At 69.2% G+C, this 20,209-nt stretch carries 16 protein-coding genes; 5 read left to right on the top strand and 11 right to left on the bottom strand.

Features of this window, described 5'->3' with window-relative positions:
* The first annotated feature begins 2 nt into the window (after positions 1–2).
* Complete coding sequence (locus OHA25_RS56355; RefSeq protein WP_327585002.1) at positions 3–1,526, top strand: glycoside hydrolase family 13 protein; 1,524 nt, start codon at positions 3–5, stop codon at positions 1,524–1,526.
* On the opposite strand, the gene OHA25_RS56350 is transcribed toward OHA25_RS56355, so the two are convergent.
* Positions 1,523–2,401 carry a LysR family transcriptional regulator gene (locus tag OHA25_RS56350; RefSeq protein ID WP_327585001.1) on the bottom strand — a complete coding sequence of 293 codons (879 nt, stop codon included), beginning with the start codon at positions 2,399–2,401 and terminating at the stop codon, positions 1,523–1,525. The two genes, OHA25_RS56355 and OHA25_RS56350, sit on opposite strands and share 4 nt — an antisense overlap.
* Before the next feature lie 61 nt (positions 2,402–2,462).
* Between OHA25_RS56350 and OHA25_RS56345 the strand changes: the two genes are divergently transcribed.
* Positions 2,463–3,224: an SDR family NAD(P)-dependent oxidoreductase gene (locus tag OHA25_RS56345; protein ID WP_327585000.1), complete on the top strand. Its 762-nt coding sequence runs from the start codon at positions 2,463–2,465 to the stop codon at positions 3,222–3,224.
* Here OHA25_RS56345 and OHA25_RS56340 read toward each other — a convergent pair whose 3' ends face one another.
* The 9 genes from OHA25_RS56340 to OHA25_RS56300 all read right to left on the bottom strand — a co-directional run bounded on the left by OHA25_RS56340 (position 3,225) and on the right by OHA25_RS56300 (position 13,774).
* Positions 3,225–4,091, bottom strand: coding sequence for a phosphotransferase family protein (locus OHA25_RS56340; protein WP_327584999.1), 867 nt, complete (start codon positions 4,089–4,091; stop codon positions 3,225–3,227).
* On the bottom strand, positions 4,088–5,332 hold the full coding sequence (locus OHA25_RS56335) for a phospholipase D-like domain-containing protein (protein ID WP_327584998.1): 1,245 nt from the start codon (positions 5,330–5,332) through the stop codon (positions 4,088–4,090). The genes OHA25_RS56340 and OHA25_RS56335 overlap by 4 nt, the downstream gene beginning before the upstream one ends.
* Before the next feature lie 70 nt (positions 5,333–5,402).
* Positions 5,403–6,398, bottom strand: a complete 996-nt coding sequence (locus tag OHA25_RS56330) for a LacI family DNA-binding transcriptional regulator (RefSeq protein ID WP_327584997.1) — start codon at positions 6,396–6,398, stop codon at positions 5,403–5,405.
* Positions 6,399–6,419: 21 nt separating this feature from the next.
* Complete coding sequence (locus tag OHA25_RS56325) at positions 6,420–7,781, bottom strand: GH1 family beta-glucosidase (RefSeq protein ID WP_327584996.1); 1,362 nt, start codon at positions 7,779–7,781, stop codon at positions 6,420–6,422.
* A complete protein-coding gene (locus OHA25_RS56320) occupies positions 7,778–8,581 on the bottom strand; it encodes a carbohydrate ABC transporter permease (RefSeq protein WP_305918464.1) in 804 nt (267 codons plus the stop codon). Before OHA25_RS56320 ends, OHA25_RS56325 begins: the two co-directional genes overlap by 4 nt.
* Positions 8,578–9,540 carry a carbohydrate ABC transporter permease gene (locus OHA25_RS56315; RefSeq protein ID WP_327584995.1) on the bottom strand — a complete coding sequence of 321 codons (963 nt, stop codon included), beginning with the start codon at positions 9,538–9,540 and terminating at the stop codon, positions 8,578–8,580. The genes OHA25_RS56320 and OHA25_RS56315 overlap by 4 nt, the downstream gene beginning before the upstream one ends.
* Positions 9,537–10,820, bottom strand: coding sequence for an ABC transporter substrate-binding protein (locus OHA25_RS56310; RefSeq protein ID WP_305918462.1), 1,284 nt, complete (start codon positions 10,818–10,820; stop codon positions 9,537–9,539). The genes OHA25_RS56315 and OHA25_RS56310 overlap by 4 nt, the downstream gene beginning before the upstream one ends.
* Positions 10,821–10,991: 171 nt before the next feature.
* Positions 10,992–11,882, bottom strand: a complete 891-nt coding sequence (locus tag OHA25_RS56305) for a serine/threonine-protein kinase (protein WP_327584994.1) — start codon at positions 11,880–11,882, stop codon at positions 10,992–10,994.
* Positions 11,883–11,920: 38 nt separating this feature from the next.
* Positions 11,921–13,774 (bottom strand): HsdM family class I SAM-dependent methyltransferase, encoded by a 1,854-nt coding sequence (locus OHA25_RS56300; RefSeq protein WP_327584993.1) that lies wholly within the window; start codon positions 13,772–13,774, stop codon positions 11,921–11,923.
* Positions 13,775–13,850: 76 nt separating this feature from the next.
* Here OHA25_RS56300 and OHA25_RS56295 point away from each other — a divergent pair, with 76 nt between their 5' ends.
* Positions 13,851–14,621, top strand: coding sequence for a PP2C family protein-serine/threonine phosphatase (locus tag OHA25_RS56295; protein ID WP_305918459.1), 771 nt, complete (start codon positions 13,851–13,853; stop codon positions 14,619–14,621).
* Between the two features lie 133 nt (positions 14,622–14,754).
* Positions 14,755–15,708, top strand: coding sequence for a CHAP domain-containing protein (locus OHA25_RS56290; protein ID WP_327591196.1), 954 nt, complete (start codon positions 14,755–14,757; stop codon positions 15,706–15,708).
* A 48-nt stretch (positions 15,709–15,756) separates the two neighbouring features.
* Here the strand turns inward: OHA25_RS56290 and OHA25_RS56285 are convergent, their stop codons facing one another.
* Positions 15,757–16,809: a glucose 1-dehydrogenase gene (locus OHA25_RS56285; protein ID WP_327584992.1), complete on the bottom strand. Its 1,053-nt coding sequence runs from the start codon at positions 16,807–16,809 to the stop codon at positions 15,757–15,759.
* A 105-nt stretch (positions 16,810–16,914) separates the two neighbouring features.
* Here OHA25_RS56285 and icmF point away from each other — a divergent pair, with 105 nt between their 5' ends.
* Complete coding sequence (gene icmF, locus OHA25_RS56280; protein WP_327584991.1) at positions 16,915–20,088, top strand: fused isobutyryl-CoA mutase/GTPase IcmF; 3,174 nt, start codon at positions 16,915–16,917, stop codon at positions 20,086–20,088.
* The last annotated feature ends 121 nt before the right edge of the window (positions 20,089–20,209 follow it).

Raw genomic sequence — 20,209 nt, 5'->3', positions numbered from 1 at the left:
GTATGTCGCAAACGTGGTGGCGGGGGGCCGCGATCTACCAGGTCTACCTGCGGAGCTTCGCAGACGGGAACGGAGACGGCGTGGGCGACCTCGCCGGCCTGCGCTCCCGCCTGCCCTACCTGAAGGACCTCGGGATCGATGCGATCTGGCTCAACCCGTGGTATCCGTCGCCGATGGCCGACGGCGGCTACGACGTGGCCGACTACCGGGACATCGAGCCGGTCTTCGGCACGCTGGCCGAGGCCGAGCGATTCATCGAGGAGGCGCACGAGCTCGACATCAAGGTCATCATCGACGTGGTGCCGAATCACAGCTCGACGCAGAGCGCCTATTTCCAAGAGGCGCTGGCGAACCCGGCGGCCAGAGACCGGTTCTGGTTCGCCGACGAGCCGCTGAACGACTGGCAATCGATCTTCGGCGGCTCGGCGTGGACGCGGGTGCCCGACGGGCAGTGGTACCTGCATCTGTTCGCCCCCGAACAGCCGGACTTCAACTGGGCCAACCCGGACGTGCACCGGGAGTTCGAGGACGTGCTGCGGTTCTGGTTCGACCGCGGTGTAGACGGCTTCCGCATCGACTCGGCGGCCCTGCTGTTCAAGTCCGACAGCGCGTACGAAGACCTCGACGAGGTTCACGACGTCTACCGCCGGTGGCGCGAGGTGGCCGACGAGTACGGCGAGCGGGTCCTGATCGGCGAACTCTGGCTCCCCGACCAGGAGCGTTTCGCCCGCTATCTGCATCCCGACGAGCTGCACACGGCGTTCAACTTCGACTTCCTGTCCTGCCCGTGGGAGGCGGCCGAGCTGCGCCGCGTGATCGACCTGACCCTGGCCACCCACACCCCCATCGGCGCCCCGCCGACCTGGGTGTTGTCCAACCACGACGTGACCAGGCCGGTCACCCGCTACGGGCGCGCCGACACCGCGTTCGCCCACGGCGGTCGGCTCCACGGCGCCCCGTCCGATCTGGAGCTGGGCTACCGCCGCGCCCGCGCGGCCGCGTTGTTGTCGATGGCGCTGCCCGGCTCGGTCTACGTCTACCAGGGGGAGGAGCTGGGGCTACCGGAGGTGGAGGACCTTCCGGACGAGCTGCGCCAGGACCCGATGTACACCAGGTCCGGCGGGACCAACCCCGGCCGGGACGGCTGCCGGGTCCCGCTGCCCTGGTCGGGAGAGGAGCCGCCGTTCGGCTTCGGCGCCGGCACGCCCTGGCTCCCGCAACCCGAGGGCTGGCGCAAGCTGACGGCCGAGGCCCAGCGTACGGACCTAGGTTCGATGCTCAACCTGTACCGCACGGCGTTGCGCATCCGCCGGGAGTCGGCAGGGGACGGGACCATGAGCTGGCTCCCGATGGGCGAGCAGGTCCTGGCCTTCCGCCGCGACTCGGACCTGACCTGTGTCGTCAACCTGGGTCCAGACCCGGTTCGCCTGCCGCCGGGCCAGGTCGTCCTGACCAGCCGCCCGCTGGAGGACGGTGCCCTCCCCAGTGACACCACGGTCTGGCTCACCGGCGATGACGGGTGCTAAGGCGACATGCACATGCAACTGACGAATTTCTCCACCAACGCTCGCACGGCCCGCCGCCGATCGTCGCGCCGCCAGACAACGGCCAACGTGCTCGGCGGCAGCCCGGCGACCGGCCGGCAGACCACGTCGTCCCGGCGGTACAGCTCCGCGTTGCCTGCCGACACCAGCGCCACGGCCCGCCCCGAAGCGACGAGCTCGAACGCCTCCTCGGCCGTTTCCGCCTCCGCCCCCACCACGGCCGGCGCGGAGCGCTGATCGTTGGCCAGCCAGAAGTCCCGCATGGGCCCGGCCGAGACCGGCAGCGCCACGAAAAGCTCCCCGGCGAGCTCGGCGAACTCGACCACGGTATGGGAGGCGAGCCGGTGCCCGGCAGGCAGCGCCACCCACCGGTCCTCCGTGCTCACGACGGTCCAGGAGTAGTCCCCTCCGCCGGGCATGGGCAGCCAGGCGACGGCCACGTCGACCTGCCCGTCGCCCAGGCCCACGGTGGGGTCGCGCCACGGCACCTGGCGGAAGCGCAGATCCCACTCGGGCAGGGCGGCCGTGATGGACGGCACGAGCCCACGCCCGATCCGCGTCTGGAACCCCACCACCAGGATCCGGTCCTCGCGTGCCGCCGCCACCGCACGCTGCGCGCCCTCCCACTGCTCGATGATCTGGCGGGCCAGCGGCAGCAGCGCGGCTCCTGCGGCGGTCAGCGCCACCGTACGCCGGTCGCGCTGGAACAACGTCGCCCGCATGGACAGCTCCAGCTGCCTGATCTGCCTGCTCAACGAGGGTTGCGAGATGAACAGCCGCTCGGCGGCCGCCCGCGTGAAGCTCAGTTCCTCCGCGACCGCCACGAAATACCGCAGATCCCGGATATGGGCATCCATAGCAAAAAGCTATAACAGCCGGTCTTGGACGGGTATGCGAGTCGCGCCCCACGATGAAGACATGAGTGATCTGTCAGGAAAGACCGCACTGGTAACCGGGGCCTCGCGCGGAATCGGACGTGCCATCGCCCTACGCCTCGCCGCCGACGGCGCCCGCGTGATCGTCCATTACGCACGCAACGACGACCTCGCCAAGGAGACGGTGGTGGCGATCGAGCGAGCGGGCGGGGAGGCGTACGCGGTGCGGGCCGCCTTCGAGGACGGCGTCGACGCCTTGTTCGAGGGGATCAGGGAAGACCGCCTGGACATCGTGGTGAACAACGCGGCCATCTTGGCCGGGACCCTGGGCACGGTGACGGTGGAGCGTTTCGACCAGGTCTTCGCCGTGAACGTGCGGGCGCCGTACTTCATCATCGAACGCTCCCTGCCGCTGCTGAACGACGGCGGCCGGATCATCAACATCTCCTCGGCCGTCGTCCGCATCGCCCTGCCCGACCTCGTCTACTCCATGACCAAGGGCGCACTCGACACCCTCGGCTTCAGCCTGGCTCCCATCCTCGGCGCCAGGAACATCACCGTGAACACCGTCTCGCCGGGCGTCACGGAGACCGACATGAACGCCTGGCTCCGCGACGACCACGACGGCGTGGCCGAGCGGCAGGTGACCGACGTCACCGCCCTGGGCCGCATCGGCCGCCCTGAGGACATCGCCGACGCGGTGGCCCTGCTCGCTGGGGAGGACTCCCGCTGGATCACCGGCCACGTCCTGGACGTCACCGGCGGCTACTTCCTCGGCCCTCAAGGCGGTGTGGTCCCCGTCTGATCAACGGGTGGCGCCGCTCGGGTCCCGTAGCCAGGCCTCCAGCGCCGTGCGTGCCGTACCGGCCTCCGAGGGGAACCGCAGCGCCCTGACCAGCATCCACAGCGTCCCCTGCAGCGCTCGCGCCGCCATGAAGGCCTGCAAGCCGGGGTCGTCGGGGTCGGCGCCGTAAGCCCGCACGGCCGCTCGCCCGTCGAGCCTGGTCGTGCGGAGCAGGCACGCCAGATCCCACGCGACGGGCGCGGCCATGGTCTCCTCGAAGTCGTTCCACAGCAGCCCGTGGGGGGTGGCGAGCAGATTCCCCGGGTGCGCGTCTCCGTGGACGGCCTGCACCGCATCGCCGTCCAACCGCGCCGCCAGCCCCGCGTGCGCCTCCCGCAGCCGCGCCAGCACGTCCGCCTCGACGTTGCCGCCGAGCAGTTCCAGCAGCCGCGCGGGCTCGTCGAGCACCGGCCCGAGGTACGGCAACCGGCCGGGAAAGCGGCGCATGGCTTCGTGGAGCCCGGCCAGGGCGCGCCCTGCCTGCTCCGGCGTGACCGCGTAGTCCGGGTCGTGCTCGACATGGGTCCAGAAGGACACCGCGACCCCGTCCCGCACATGCGGCCCCGGCGGCAGCAGGTCGCTCGGCGGCACCACCGGCGCACCCACCCCGCGCAGGTAGGAGACGACCTCCAGTTCGCGCCGCAGCACGTCCGCGGGCCTCGGCCGGCCGAGTGCCGTGACCGTCGGCACCCGCGCCACGATCGGCGCGGGTCGCATATGGATCCGCAGGTTGAAGGAGTCCGTGAGCACCACGGGCTCCCGCACCCGCACACCGTGCTCGGCGGCCACGGCGACGGCGGCGGCCACGGCCGAGCTGCGGGAGATCACGCCTGGCAGGCCGTTCGGAGACCGTAGAACCACGACAGGTACTGGCTGTGGATGCCGCGGCCAGAGATCCGCACGAAGGAGTCGTCAGAGTTCTCCATGTACGTGAAGTTAGCGCTGCCGGTGTAGACCCGGGGTGTGATGTCGTCGTCGTAGAAGCCGTCGATCATCATGACCTTGTTGTGCGTCACCACGTCCCGCGTCCCCACCCGGAACCGGCACGGGGTGACCTGGATGGTCCTGCCGTTGACGGACTTCGCGAGCGTCTGCCGGATCGTGTCGTCGACGTTCTTGGACGTGGCGCCGGCGGCGTTCTCGTAGTAGACGATGTCGATCCAGCAGTTTTCGCCGCGCAGCCGGACCAGCTCGTTCGCGATCGCCACGCGGTTCTTGTTGAACGCGGTCAGCGCCATGCGGATGTCGGTCTGCCGGGTGACGCCGTCGGTGTCGCGGTAGCTGCACTCGATCAGCTTCAGGATGGAGACGATGGGGTCAGGATCCGTGACCGGCCTGGGCATGAACGTGGCCCGGTTGGCGGTCCCCGTGGGCGTGGTCCAGTAGTAGCCGGGGTTCACCGCCTTGTGCCGGCCGGACTGCAGATCCGCGAAGTACGTGCGGTAGGCGTTGTAGACGGTCGCGTCCGTGAACGTGTACGCGTCGTTGAAGGAGTTGTACAGGTACCAGTCGGACAGGTTCGAGGAGGTCTGGAAGCCCACGTTGGCGTGGGAAGTGCCGTTGACCACGACGCTGGAGAACAACGCGAACTTGCTGTGCATGTAGTTCCTGGCGATGCAGCCGCGGTCGACGGCGGATTCGTCAGGATATTCGCAGCGGATCACCCACGACCCGGCGGACTCCGAGCTGCCGAGCGCCGCACGCAACGTGGTGGTCACCGCGTCGTTGACGCCGTTCTCCAGGCTGTCGAGGATCACTTTCACCTGAACGCCCCGCCCGTGCGCGGCGATCAGCGCGTCGGCCACCTCGCTGGAGCGGTGCCCCGGGGCGAACTCGTGCATCACGAAGCGGATCTCTCCGCCGGCCGGCACCGCCTTGATCAGCCTGATCAGCTGGTCCATGACGGCCGACTGCCGCGCGCTCGGGACACCGGCCGCGCCCGAGTCGGCGGTCGGGTCGTTGAACACCGGCGCGTTGAGCACGGGCGGCCCCGTGACGTCGGCCGACGCCGGCCGCGTGCCGATCAGCAGGCCCGTGAGCAGGCATAACGCGAGAACGATCCGGCGCATGTGAGGGTGTCCCTTCGGGCAGGCAGCGCTCCCCGACAAGATCGCGTCAACAGCCGGATTTGTCAATGAGTCAAGCCGACTCGCGGATCACCAGCTCCGTCGGCAGGATCACCGGGTCCGCAGGGCCGTCCTCGAACAGGCCGAGCAGCAGCCGGACCATGGCAGCCGCCTGCTCGATCACCGGGTGTCTGAGCGTCGTCAGCGGCGGCTCGGTGTATTTCGCCGCCTCGATGTCGTCGAAGCCCACCACGGCCACGTCGTCAGGCACCCGGCGGCCCGCCTGGCGCAACGACTGCAGGGCGCCGACCGCCATCAGGTCGTTGGCCACGAAGACGGCGTCCAGCGTCGGGTCGTCGCCGAGCAGCTGGCGCATCGCGACCGCGCCCGACTCGCGGGTGAAGTCGCCGACCGCCACGATCGAGCGGAGGTCGGAGTCACGCAGCACGTTGCGGTAGCCGGCCAGCCGGTCCTGGCCGGCGATCATGTCCTGGGGCCCCGCGATCGTCGCGATCCTGCGCCGCCCCTGCTCCACCAGGTGCCTGACGCCCGCCTCCGCGCCGCCCAGGTTGTCGTTGTCGACGTAGGGGATGTTCACGGGGACGGCGGGTCGCCCGTAGGAGACGACGGGGACGCGCAGGCGCGACAGCGCCGACGGCAGCGGGTCGGCGCCGTGCATGGAGATCAGCATGACCCCGTCCACGTGCCCGCCCGCGATGTAGCGCTCCACCCGGGCATGGCTCCTGGCGTTGGACGCCAGCATCAGCACGACCTGCTTGTTGGCCTCCTCCAGCTCCACCGACGCCGACCTGATCGCCATGGAGAACCACGGGTCGTCGGAGAAGACCCTGGTGCCGGGCTCACTGATGACCAGCGCGATGGAGTCGGTGCGCTGGGTGACCAGGCTGCGCGCCGCCGAGTTGGGCACGTAGCCCAGCTCGTCGATCGCGCGCAGCACCGCGTCGCGGATGTCCGGCGCCACCGTCGTCTGCCCGTTGACCACGCGGGAGGCGGTGGCACGCGAGACCCCCGCCCGGGCGGCGACCGCCTCCAGGGTCGGGCGTCTCATGAGGGGATTCACATGAAAAATCTACAGGCCGTTCCTGCCTATGACGTCGCGGTACCACAGAGCGCTGTCCTTGAGCACCCTCGTCTGCGTCGCGTAGTCCACGTGCACGATGCCGAACCGCCGCCGGTACCCCTCGGCCCACTCGAAGTTGTCCAGCAGCGACCAGACCAGATAGCCGCGTAGATACGCGCCCGCCTCGATGGCCCGCCACACCTCGCGCAGGTGCCCGTCCAGGTACGCCAGCCGGTCCGCGTCGTGCACCCGCCCGTCCTCCACGACGTCGTCGAAGGCCGCGCCGTTCTCCGTGACCATGAGGCCGATCTGGGGATAGTCCCGGGAAAGCCGGACCAGCAGCCGGGACAGGCCGTCGGGGACGATCGGCCAGCCCATGGCGGTCGTCGGCGCGTCCGCGGCGGCGAAGCGCACGCCCTCAGAGCCGGGCCAGGCCGCGTCGGCGGGCAGGCCGGGCCCGGACTCGACGACGCACGGGTTGTAGTAGTTGATGCCGATCAGGTCGATCGGCGCGTTGATGAGCGCCAGGTCGCCGTCCAGGATGTGGCCGGTGCCGCCGTTGCGCGCCGCCGCCTCCAGGACCTCAGGCGGGTACGTGCCGTGCACGGCCGGGTCCAGGAACTGCCTGGTCAGCAGCGCGTGGATGCGGTGGACCGCGGCCGCGTCCGCCTCGCTCGGCACCGCAGAAGGGTCGTTGACCTGGGCGGGCGTCAGCACCGGCGCGGAATTGACCACCAGCATGACGCTGCCGGGGCGCAGCCGGCGCGCGGCGAGCCCGTGGCCGAGCAGCAGGTGATGCGCCGAGCGCAGGGCGTCGGCCGGGTCGCGGCGGCCCGGCGCGTGCACGCCGTTGCCGTAGCCGAGGTACGCCGCGACCCACGGCTCGTTCAGCGTGGCCCAGTCGCGGACGCGGTCGCCGAGCCGGTCGTGCACGACCGCGGCGTAGTCGGCGAACCGATAGGCCGTATCCCGATTTGTCCAACCACCACGGTCTTCGAGAGCTTGAGGAAGATCCCAGTGATAAAGCGTGACATAGGGCGTAATTTGGGCGGCAAGCAGCTCATCGACGAGCTTGTCGTAGAACGCCAGCCCGCGCGGGTTGATCGACCCCGCGCCGTCGGGCTGGATGCGCGGCCACGCGATCGAGAACCGGTAGGCCGCCAGTCGCAGCTCGCGCATCAGCCCGATGTCGTCCTTGTAGCGGTGGTAGTGGTCGCACGCCACGTCACCCGTGTCGCCATCGGCCACGTTCCCGGGGGTGTGGGAGAAGGTGTCCCAGATCGACTGGCCCCGCCCGTCCTCCTTGACCGCCCCCTCGATCTGATAGGAGGCCGTCGCGGCTCCCCAGACGAAGTCCTCGGGAAAGATCATCCCTTTACCGCTCCTTGCATGATTCCGCCGATGATGTGCTTGCCGAACAGGGCGAAGACGGCCACGAGCGGGAGGGTCCCGATCGCGGTGCCGGCCAGCCCCAGCACGTAGTCGTTGACGTACCCGCTGGCCAGCGTCGACAAGGCCACTTGGACCGTGGGGTTGTCCGGGTTCAGCACGACCAGCGGCCAGAAGTAGTCGTTCCAGGCCGACATGAACGTCAGCATGCCGAGCACCGCCGCCGCGGGCCGTGCGGCAGGCAACACGACGTGCCAGAAGAGTCCCCACGTCGAGCATCCGTCCACCCGCCCGGCCTCCAGCAGCTCGGTGGGCAGCGCGCGCGACAGGTACTGCGTCATGAAGAACACGCCGAACGCGTTGACCAACGCGGGCACGATCAACGCGTAGTTGGTGCCGGTCCACTCCAGCTTCACCATGAGCATGTAGAGCGGGATGATGCCGAGCTGCGCCGGGACCATCATGGTGGCGACCGTGATCACGAGCATGATGTTCCTGCCCCTGAACGTCAGCTTGGCGAAGGCGAACCCGGCCAGCGTCGAGAAGAACATCACGGCGATCGAGATCGACCCCGCCACGATGACGGAGTTGACCAGCGCGAGGCCGAACGGGACGGTGTCGAAGACGCGGGAGACGTTGGCGAAGAAGTTTCCGCCGGGGATCAGCGGCGGCGGCACCTGGGCCAGCGCCGAGTTGTGCCTGGAGGCCACCACGACGCTGTAGTACAGCGGGAAGGCCGAGAAGAACGCCACGGCGGTCAGGGTCAGATAACGCAACCTCATACCAGCCCGCCCTTCACCCGGCGGGTGATCAGGAAGTTGATGCCGGCGACGACCACCACGGCCAGGAACATCAGCCACGAGGCGGCTGAGGCGTAGCCGAAGTCGAACGTCGAGTTCGCGAAGCCCTGCTCGTAGACGAACAACGCGAGTGTCTGGAACTGCCGGTCGGGGCCGCCGGTGGCGATGCCGCCCCCGCCGCCGCTGCTCTGCCCGAACAACATGGGCTCGGCGATGATCTGCATGGCGCCGATCGTGGAGACGATGACGACGAAGACGATCGTCGGCCGGATCATCGGGATCGTGATGCTGCGCAGCTGCTTGAAGGTGCTCGCGCCGTCCAGCGTGGCGGCCTCGTACAGTTCGCGCGGGACGGCCTGCATGGCGGCCAGGAAGATCAGCGCGTTGTAGCCGGTCCAGCGCCACATGATCATCACGGACAGGGCGAGGTGCGAGGTCGCGGTGCCCGCCGCCCAGTCGATGTTCCCGACGCCGAACCACGACAGCACCCAGTTGATCATTCCGAAGTCGCGACCGAACAGCTGGCTGAAGATCACCACGACTGCCACGACGCTGGTGACGTTCGGCAGCAGCAACGACACGCGGAACAACGTCTGGAAGCGCAGCCGCCGGTTGAGCAGGTGCGCCAGCCAGATGGCCAGCGCCAACTGCGGCACGGTCGACAGCACGCCGATGGACAGCGTGTTGAAGGTGGCGTTCCAGAAGTACGCGTCGGCCAGCAGCGCCGAGAAGTTGCCCAGGCCGACGAACTCCTGCGTCTCCGACAGCAGCGTCCACTCGTGCAGGCTCACCCAGGCCGTGTAGACCAGCGGGAACAGCCCGAAGGCGCAGAACAGCAGGAAGAACGGCGCCACGTAGGCGTACGGCGACACCCTCACGTCGAGGGTGTGCCGCACGCTGCGCCTACGCCGTCGCGTGAGAGCGAGGGGAAGGGTGCTCATTTGATCTTCTTGACGTCCTCGAGCACCTGCGCCCACGCCTCGTCCGGGGTCTGCTTGCCCTGCTCGACGCGGCCGAGCCCGTTGCCGATGGCCACGCGGACGTCGCCTTCCTTGGGACCGAGGTGCTGTGGCTTGAGCGCCTTGGCGGCCTCGGAGTAGATCTTGCCGATGGGGGCGTCGCCGAAGAACGGCTTGGTGAAGTTCTGGATCGACGGGTCGTCGTACAGGGCCGGGATGGACGGGAACGTTCCTTCCTCCTTGAACACCTTGGCCTGGTTCTCCTTGGAGGTCAGGAAGTTGATCAGCTCGGCCGCCTCCTTCGGGTGCTTGCTCTGCTTGGGCACCATCAGGTGCGAGCCGCCGCTGTTGCCCGAGCCGCCGGGTACGGTCGCGATGTCCCACTTGCCGGAGGCGTCCTTGGCCTGCTCCTGGATGAAGCCGGTCATCCAGGCCGGGCAGATGATCGTGGCGAACGAGCCCTTGGCGAAGCCGGTGTTCCACGGCGGCGAGAAGGCCGCGAGCTTGGCGGTCAGGCCCTCCTGAGTGAGCTGGTTGGACAGGTCCCAGGCCTTCTTCACGTCAGGGTTGGAGGCCACGATGATGTTGTCCTGGGCGTCGTACAGGCCGATCGGCGCCTGGTTGACCATGGCGCGGAAGATCTCACCGGGGGAGTCCACGAACTTCGCGCCGGCCACGTCGGCCGCCGCGAACTTCTTGCCGGTCGCGATGTACTGCTCCCATGTCGGCCAGAGCGCCGCCACCTCGGTCCGGTCCGTCGGCAGCCCAGCCTTGTCGAACAGGTCCTTGCGGTAGCACATGGCCAGTCCGCCGACGTCGGTGCCGAGCCCGAGCACCTGCGTGCCGTCCTTGCTCAGGCCCTGCTGCCACTTCCAGTCCAGGTAGTCGGCCTTGCGCTGGTCGAGCCCGTACTGCTGGAGATCGACGAACTTGCCGGGCTGTGCCGTGAACGTGCTGATGTAGCCGACCTCGACCGCCTCGACGTCCCCCGCGCCCGCGTTCGTGGCCAGCCGCTTGACCAGGTTGGTGTGGTGGTCGTTGAACTGGGTGACGTTCTCGACGATCTCGATGTTGGGGTGGGTCTTCTTGTACTCCTCATAGAGCGGCTTGAAGCCGAAGTCGCCGAAGAGGCCGACAGTCAGCTTGATCTTCTCTCCCGGCTTGGAGCTTGTCTGGGTGGCGGTGTTCCCTCCGCCGCCGCACGCGGCCGTGAGCAGGGCGGCGGCGAGCAGGGGCACGGCGAGCCGGATCCGAGGGGTCATGGAACCCTCCTGTGCAGGAGTCTGAGGTTTCTGGGTGAGAGAGCGCTCTCTCAAGAGATTCCCGGCACACATGTGGCTCTGTCAAGGGAGCTAGATAACGATCGGTGTTACGTGAGAGAGCGCGTTCACGTCTGGGTTCCCGGGCGTGCGCCGAGGAACGCGCGGCGTGATTCAGCCGCTGAGGGCGCGGCCCGCCATGCGGGCGTACATGCGGCCGGGGCTCGGCGCCTTGGTCAAGAAGCCGGGCAGCATGGGCAGTTCGACGGCGAACGGGTCGAGCCGCTGGTACAGCTCGTTCGCGTCCGCGGGCCGGTCGCCCGGCTGCTTCTCCAGCAGTTGCGCCAGCAGTGCGCTCAGCTCGACGGGAATGCCGGGAACGGCCGGCGGGCGCTCCTTGACCTGCTTCTCGAAGACCACGTAGTCGGTCGGACCGGTGAACAACTGGTGGCCCGTCAGCATCTCGTGCAGGACGCAGCCGAGCGAGTAGAGGTCGCTGCGTGGCTCGGCGACGCCGTGCTGGATCTGCTCGGGCGCCATGTACGCCGGCGTCCCGAGGATCTGCCCGATCCTGGTGAACGTGGTGACGTCCGCGTCCCGCAGCATGGCCAGGCCGAAGTCCAGCACCTTCACGCTGCCGTCCGGGCAGAGCATGAGGTTCGTCGGCTTGAGGTCGCGATGGCAGATCGCCAGGGCGTGCGCCGCCGACAGCACCGCGCACGCCTGGGCCGCGATGGCGGCCGCCCACGACACGGGCAGCGGGCCGTGCTCGCTGACCACGTCGGCCACCGTCACACCCTCGATGAACTGCATCACCTGGTAGAGCCGCTGCTCGTGGGTGCCGAAGTCGTAAAGCACGGGCGCGCCGGGATGCTCCAGCCTGGCCAGGATGCGGGCCTCACGGATGAACCGGCTCTCCAGCTCGTGATCAGGGCCGCCGGGCAGCCTGAGCAGCTTCACCGCCACCCGGCGGTCCAGGTGTCGGTCATGGCCGGCGTAGACGGCGCCCATGCCACCTTGACCTAGAGGGAGGTCGTCGAGCTCATAGCGGTCGCCGATGACCATTCGCCCCTCCCCGCAGCCTTTCGGGAAAAACTACACCGTCAGGACTGCGGGTGCAGGTGGCCGTCGGCCAGGCCGTCGAGACCCAGTCTGATCAGCGTCTGCCCCAGCGTCGAGGTCTCGCGGATGGCGTCTTCGAGCACGGCGAGCTGGCGGAAGGCCTCGCCGTACGCCTTCTGCTCCTTCAGCGACAGCCGCGGCAGGCGAGTGCGGCGCACGTCGAACCTGCTGGAGCCGGTCGTGGCCCGGCCGCCGGCCGCCCGCAGGTAGCCGGCCAGGAAGTCCGGATCCAGCCGGCGGGAGTCCACCCGGTAGAGCGTCAGGTGCGCGCCCAGCACCGCGCCGCCGTCGGTCATCACACGCACGCTGGAGTAGGAGGCCACCACGTCGCCGGGGCGGATCGTGATCAGGCCCTGCTGCGTGGTCGTGGAGCCGGACGGCGGCGTGCCGTTGAGCACGTCGTCCGCCGTCAGGACCGGGACGTCGCCGCCGTCGGCGGTCATCTTGGGCGGGGCCTGCGACGTGGTCACCAGGCCCTCCTTGATCAGGTCGCCCAGCGTCGTGGCGGGCTGGTCCAGCTGCTGCTCCAGGACTTTCAGGTCGGGTGGCACGGCGGCGGCCGCCAGGAAGCGGTCACGTGCCTCGGCGAAGGCCCGGCCGACGTCGTCGCGGCGCTGGTGCCGGGCCGGGGTCATGTCGACCTCGTCGGCCAGCAGGTCGATGATGCGCACGGTCTGGTCGGAACGGTCCTCCAGGTAAGCCTGCCAGGCCGGCTCCACGCTCCCGAGGTCGGCGGTGGCGTCGAGGATGAGCACTTCGGACGGCGGCCGCTCGCCCGCGGCCGGACGGCGCAGCAGCCACAGGTCCGAGCCCGGCAGCGCCACGACGGCACGCAACGCGCCGGCGCGCAGCAGGTTGGCGCGGATGCGGCGGCCCGCCTTGCGGCTTGCGGCGGCCGGGGGCATCAGGATGGCGACCAGGCCGCCGGGCTTGACGTGCGTCAGGCAGTGTTGCACCCAGGCCAGCTCGGGCTCGCCGCGTGGCGGCAGGCCGTACTCCCAGCGCGGGTCGCCGGTCAGCTCCTCGTAGCCCCAGGCCCGCTCATTGAACGGCGGGTCGCACACCACCGCGTCGGCCCGCTCACCGGCGAAGCCGTCGTGGCGCATCGCGTCGCCGGCCACGATCTCGGCGTCGATGCCGCGCAGCCTGAGCCTGGAGGCGGCGATGGCGGCCGAGGTCTCGCTGAGCTCCTGTCCCAGCACACGCGCCGGGCCGGCGGGGGTCAGCAGCAGCGTGCCGACCCCGCAGGCGGGGTCGAGGACCGTGGAGCCCTCCGCGCGCACGAGCCGGACCATCAGCTCGGCCACGTCCTCGCGGGTGACCGAGAGCTGCCGGGAGTGGGCCTCGAGGTAGCGCTCGCACAGGAACTCGTACGCGGTCAGCGGGTCGTGCCGGTCGGCCAGCTCCATCACGAGCCCGGCCGACTCGGGATCCAGACCCCCCTTGACACCGGCCGGCCGCGGCCCGGTGCCGGCCTGCGCCGGATCACCACCGGACTCCTCAGAGGCGCCCCCAACCTGCGTGGGGCCGTCGCCGAGGGCTCCTTGATGACCGGTCAGCAGGGCTCCTGCCTGGGCCACCAACTCGCCCAGCCGCAAATCGCCGGTGGCTTTCAGGCGTTGCCACACCCGATCTCCCAGTGAGACCTGGTAGGACTTCCCATAGCGGCGCAGCCAGGACTCGACCTGGCGCAGTGAGAACAGCGGCTGGTTGGCGGTGCCGCCGATGGGCTGGGGAAAGTCGTCGTGGCGGCGGCGCCAGTTGCTCACCGCGGCCCGCCCGACACCGGCGAGCCGGGCGATGTCCCCGGCGTTGACGGTCGGGTCGTGGCTCATGGAGCCCACAGTAGTTCACAAGAGTCTTCAGCGCATCTGCTTGTGAAGTCTTTCAACCAATGATTTACTGCAAGGTATGAAGCACAACATCCGCTATGCCGCCGGGTCAGACGTGGGCCGCCGCAGGGAGCAGAACGAGGATTCCGGCTATGCGAGCGGCCGGTTGCTCGTGGTGGCCGACGGGATGGGCGGGCACGCGGCCGGCGAGCTGGCGAGCTCGGCCGCCATCTCCGTCATGCGCGAGCTGGATGCCACGCTTCCCGAGACCGGCGCCGACCTGGAGGTGGCGCTGGAGGGGGCCGTGCAGGAGGCGGGGCGCCGGTTGGTCGAGCTGGCCGACATCGACCCCGCGCGCCGGGGGATGGGGACCACGGTGACCGCCATGTTGTGGGACGGCTACCGGTTCGCCCTGGCTCATCTTGGTGACTCCCGCGGATACCTGTTGCGTGATGGTGCTCTCTACCAGATGACCAAGGATCACACACTGGTGCAGTCGATGGTGGACGAAGGGCGGATCACGGAGGATCAAGCCGCCGTGCATCCCCGGCGTTCGATGGTGTTGCGGGTGCTGGGCAGCGAGGGCAGGGCCGAGCCTGACATGGCGCTGCGCGAGGCCGAGCCTGATGATCGCTACCTCCTCTGCTCCGACGGGCTGACGACGGTCCTCGGGCCCGAGGTCCTGCACGAGGTGCTGACCACGGTGGCAGACCCGGCGGCGGCCGTCCAGCGGCTCATCGATCTGGCCAACGAAGGCGGGTCACCCGACAACGTCACCGTGATCGTGGCCGACGTGGTCGCGCCGGGCGCGGGGGACGTGTCGGTCTATCGCGTTGGTGCCGGCTCCTAACGTGAGTCGTCGATAGTCCCAGCTGTCTCACCAGTCACTTAGCCGATATTTCAACTCATTTCAAGACACTTTCCCGGTCAGCTGCGCAATTTCTTGACGGCGCTATTACAGTCCATCGTGATTTGCCGGTTTTCTGGGAGGAGTCACCCTGGACCCGATCGCTGACGAGCTGCTGGAAACGGTACGGCAGGAACTCGGCTATAAGGAGAAAGGCGGCCAGTTCACCAAGTTCGGCCAGTGGTACGCGGATCGCGTCCAAGACACCCAGTACCGCAATGCGCCGTGGTGTGACATGTTCCTGGCCTGGGCGGCCGACAAGGCGGGCCTGACCCAATATGTCGGCGAGTTCGCCTGGACGCCGTCCCATGCCGCCTGGTTCATCAAGCAGGGCGCCTGGACACAGCAGCCCGAGCCCGGCGCCCTTGTCTTCTTCGACTGGCGCGGCGGCAAGAGCTACAAGGGCATCGACCACGTCGGGGTCGTGGAGCGCGTCGAGGGCAAGAAGATCCACACGATCGAGGCCAACGTCGACCGCGTCTGGCTCAAGCGCAAGACCCGAGAGGCCGACAAGGTGGTCGGGTACGGCGTGCCACGGCTGGTCAAGGCCGCTGCCGCCGAGAGGCCCGACGAGATCCGCACCACGGAGCGGCCCTTCATCTCGACGCCGCGGGCCGAACCCGCGCCGGGTTCGCCACTGGACGTGTTAGGCACGCCGCCCGCGCTGCTGGCCGCCATGGTGCTCATGACCATCGTGCTCTCCTTACGCGTCACCGGCCGCCGCCGCGGCACTCACCGCCGCCTCACCTGGCTCCGGCCATGGAACGCGCCAACCGGCCGGCGCACGGAGAAGCCGGCGACCCGCCCCTCGTCCCACGGCATGCTCTCTCTGCCGGATGAGGACGAGCCTCGCGAGAAGGCGTCGGTGGGAGCGTCGAAGGCGCTGGCGGGCGCCGCCAAGACACGCGCCGCCACCACGCAGTCCCCTCAACCTGGCCGATCCACCAAGGCCCGCGTCACGGCCGGCTCGGGCCATGCGGCCAGCCGGCACTCCACCCCCGCCCGGCGCAAGCCCTACGACCCCACCTAAACGACCCGGCTGGGGTCTTACACGGGGAGGCGATGGGAGCGTCGCGGGCTACGAGGCGAGGTCGATGACGACCTTGACGTCGTCTCCTCCGGGCTCGAAGGCGTCCAGGGCGTGCTCCAGCGGCACCCGCCGCGTGATGAGCCGCTCCAACCAGCCAGGATCCGCCTTGGCCAGCGCCGCGGCCGCATCCCTGTAGTGCCGCTGGTTGGCGTTGACGGTGCCGAAGACCACGTCGTTCTCCAGCACGATGTCCCGGTTGATGACACCGGCGTCCACCCGGTGCGTACGGCCGCCGGGCGAGAGGCCGCACAAGCAGACGATGCCCGCCGGGGCGGTGGTGATCATGGCGTTCATGACGAGCTGCCCCACCCCGGTGCACTCGATAATGATGTCCGGTTTATCAGAGGCGAACGCCGCCAGCGACGACGCCGAGTGGTACGTCCCGCCCAGATCGTTCACCAGCTGCGACTTGAGCCCTTCCGGAGCCCGGTCGAGCACGTGCACCTCCAGCCCCCTCTGCTGCCCTATCAGCGCGGCCAGCAGCCCGATCGGCCCCGCCCCGGTCACGAGCAGCGTGCGCGGTTCGAACCAGGCTCGAGAGCCGATCCGCTCGATCTGCTCCCACGCCTTGGCCACGATCGACGCCGGCTCCATCAGCATGCCGACGCGCTCCAGCGACGGGTCCAGGCGCACCGCGTACGCGGCCTCGATGGTCCAGCGCTCGCTGGCGTACCCATCGATCTCCTTGATGCCGCGCTCGGTGTAGCGGCCGTTGCGGCACATGTCGAACTCGCCGCGCCGGCATGCCCCGCACGGCACGGGATCGGGCCGGCGTACGACGCCGACCACCAGGTCGCCGGGGGAGAACGCGGAGCCTTCCGGCACTTCCAGCACCCGGCCGAGCGACTCGTGCCCGATGATCATTCGATCTTCGCCCGGCGGCGGCCAGCCGTACTCGGCATCCGCCAGCTCCCGGTCGGTCCCGCAGATGCCCAGCGCGAGCCCTTGGACGAGCAACTCGCCCTTGCCGAGCTCGGGATCGGGCACGTCTCGCACGTCGAGCGTTCCCTTGTGGCCTGGCGCAAACGTCAGTGCACGCATCCGGCGTCACCCCCTCGGCGGGTCCCCTACCCCGGACGTCCTTGGGAAATAGTAGGACGTCCTAGTATCTTCGAAGAGAGAGCCCTCACGAAGGAGTGATCAGGCGTGCACGTCCCGGTACACCCCGTCCGTTTCGTGACCGCCGCGGCCCTGTTCGACGGGCACGACGCGGCGATCAACATCATGCGGCGCATTCTCCAGTCGCAGGGCGCCGAGGTGATCCACCTCGGGCACAACCGCTCGGTCGAGGAGATCGTCACGGCCGCCATCCAGGAGGACGTCCAGGGTGTGGCGATCAGCTCCTACCAGGGCGGGCACGTCGAGTTCTTCACCTACCTGGTGGAGCTGCTGCGTGAGCGCGGCGCGGGGCACGTGAAGGTCTACGGCGGCGGCGGGGGCGTGATCGTGCCCGAGGAGATCGAGCTGCTGCACGAGCGCGGCGTCACCCGCATCTTCTCGCCCGAGGACGGCCAGCGGTACGGCCTGCCCGGCATGATCAACAAGCTGATCGAGGACTGCGACGTCGAGCTGGGCGACCCGCCCGCGGCGGAGGCGGTGGTCGCCGGCGACCAGGCGGCGCTGGCCCGGGCGATCACGCTCATCGAGAGCGGCCGGGCGATCGAAGGGCTGACGGCGGACAAGCGCGCGCCGGTGCTGGGCATCACGGGCACGGGCGGCTCGGGCAAGTCCTCGCTCACCGACGAGCTCGTCCGCAGGTTCCGCGTCGACAACGACGACAAGCTGCGCATCGCCGTCATCGCCATCGACCCCACCCGCAGGCGCGGCGGCGGGGCGCTGCTCGGCGACCGCATCCGCATGAACAGCCTGGGCCCCCAGGTCTACTTCCGCTCCCTCGCCACCAGGGGCGCCGCCAACGAGGTGCCCGCCTGCCTCGATGAGGTGATCAACGCCTGCCGGGCGGCCGGCTACGACCTGGTGATCGTCGAGACGCCGGGCATCGGCCAGGGCGACGCCGGCATCGTTCCCCACGTGGACGTGCCCATCTATGTGATGACCCCCGAGTTCGGCGCGGCCTCCCAGCTCGAGAAGATCGACATGCTGGACTTCGCCGAGGCCGTCGTGATCAACAAGTACGAGCGCCGCGGCGCGGAGGACGCCCTGCGCGACGTGCGCCGCCAGCTCGTACGCAACCGCGAGGCGTTCGGCGCCAGGCCCGAGGACATGCCCGTCTTCGGCACCATCGCCGCCCGCTACAACGACGCCGGCGTCACGGCCCTCTACCACCACCTCAAGGGTCTCCTGTTGGAGGACGCGGGCCCCGGCCTGCTGCCGCAGGTGTCCGGGCGCACCTCGCAGGTCTCGGCGGCGATCGTGCCGCCCGCCAGGTCCCGCTACCTGGCCGAGATCGCCGAGGCCGTCCGCGCGTACCACGCCGAGACCCTGGCCCAGGCGGAGGTGGCGCGCCGTCGCCAGCAGCTGGCCGCCGTCCAGCAGCTCATGAGCGACGACCGGCTCAAGGACCTGCACGCCCAAGCCGACCGCGAGCTCACCGACGAGTGCCGCACCCTGATCGACACCTGGCCGGCCGTCAAGGAGCGTTACACCGCGGACGAACTGGTCGTGAAGGTACGCGACCGCGAGATCCACACCCCGCTCTGGCGCGAGACGCTCTCGGGCAACCGCGTGCCCCGCGTGGCCCTGCCCCGCTACACCGACCACGGTGACCTGCTGCGTTTCCTGCGGAGCGAGAACCTTCCAGGAACGTTCCCTTTCACGGCCGGCGTGTTCCCGTTCAAGCGTGAGGACGAGGATCCGACCAGGATGTTCGCGGGCGAGGGCGACCCGTTCCGCACCAACCGCCGCTTCAAGCTGCTGTCGCGGGGCCAGCCCGCGACCCGGCTGTCGACGGCGTTCGACTCGGTGACGTTGTACGGCCACGACCCCGACCCCCGTCCCGACATTTACGGAAAAGTCGGCACCTCCGGGGTGTCGATCGCGACCCTCGACGACATGAAGGTGCTCTACGACGGGTTCGATCTGTCGGCGCCCAACACGTCGGTGTCCATGACGATCAACGGCCCCGCGCCCACGATCCTGGCCTTCTACCTCAACACCGCCATCGACCAGGCGCTCGATCGTTTCCGCGGTGAGCACGACGGCCGGGAGCCCACGCCCGAGGAGGCCGCGGAGCTCCGGGCCCGCACACTGGCCACCGTCCGCGGCACCGTCCAGGCCGACATCCTCAAGGAGGACCAGGGCCAGAACACCTGCATCTTCTCCACCGAGTTCAGCCTGCGGATGATGGCCGACATCCAGGAGTGGTTCATCCAGAACGGCGTGCGCAACTTCTACTCGGTCTCGATCTCCGGCTACCACATCGCCGAGGCCGGCGCGAACCCGATCAGCCAGCTCGCCTTCACCCTGGCCAACGGGTTCACCTACGTGGAGGCCTATCTGGCCCGCGGCATGAACATCGACGACTTCGCGCCGAACCTGTCGTTTTTCTTCTCCAACGGTATGGACCCCGAGTACAGCGTGCTCGGGCGGGTGGCCCGCCGCATCTGGGCGGTGGCCATGCGGGAGCGCTACGGCGCCGCCGAGCGATCGCAGAAGCTGAAGTACCACATCCAGACCTCGGGCCGGTCCCTGCACGCCCAGGAGATGAACTTCAACGACATCCGCACCACCCTGCAGGCCCTGATCGCCATCTACGACAACTGCAACAGCCTGCACACCAACGCCTTCGACGAGGCCGTCACCACCCCGACGGCCGACTCGGTCCGCCGCGCCATGGCGATCCAGCTCATCATCAACCGCGAATGGGGCCTGGCCAGGAACGAGAACCCGCTGCAGGGCTCGTTCATCATCGAGGAGCTGACGGACCTGGTGGAGGAGGCGGTGCTCGCCGAGTTCGAGCGCCTGTCGGACCGGGGCGGCGTGCTGGGCGCGATGGAGACCGGCTACCAGCGCGGAAAGATTCAGGACGAGTCCATGCTGTACGAGATGCGCAAGCACGACGGCTCGCTGCCGATCATCGGCGTGAACACGTTCACGAAGGAGCTCGACGAACCGGCGCCGCACACGCTGGAGCTGGCCAGGGGCACCGAGGAGGAGAAGCGCTCGCAGCTCGACCGGCTCCAGGCCTTCCACGAGCGCAACCTCTCGGAGACCCCCGCACAGCTGGCACGGTTGCGCGAGGTGGCGATGTCGGACGGCAACGCGTTCGAGGTGCTGATGGAGGCGGCGCGCTTCTGCTCGCTCGGCCAGATCACCGAGGCGCTCTTCGAGGCGGGCGGCCAGTATCGCCGCAACGTCTGAGCTGATGGACCTGGGGGTGCGCACGCGCGCCCAGCTCGGCTGGCATGCCGCCCGCAACGACTGGGCGTGATCCTGCCATGGATAGGCTTCGGGTCGAGCACATCGCTAACGAGGAGGCTTT

Source organism: Nonomuraea sp. NBC_00507, from assembly GCF_036013525.1.
Taxonomy (GTDB): domain Bacteria; phylum Actinomycetota; class Actinomycetes; order Streptosporangiales; family Streptosporangiaceae; genus Nonomuraea.
The sequence above is the reverse complement of the archived record's forward strand: the minus strand, read 5'-3'. Positions and strand labels throughout refer to the sequence as shown.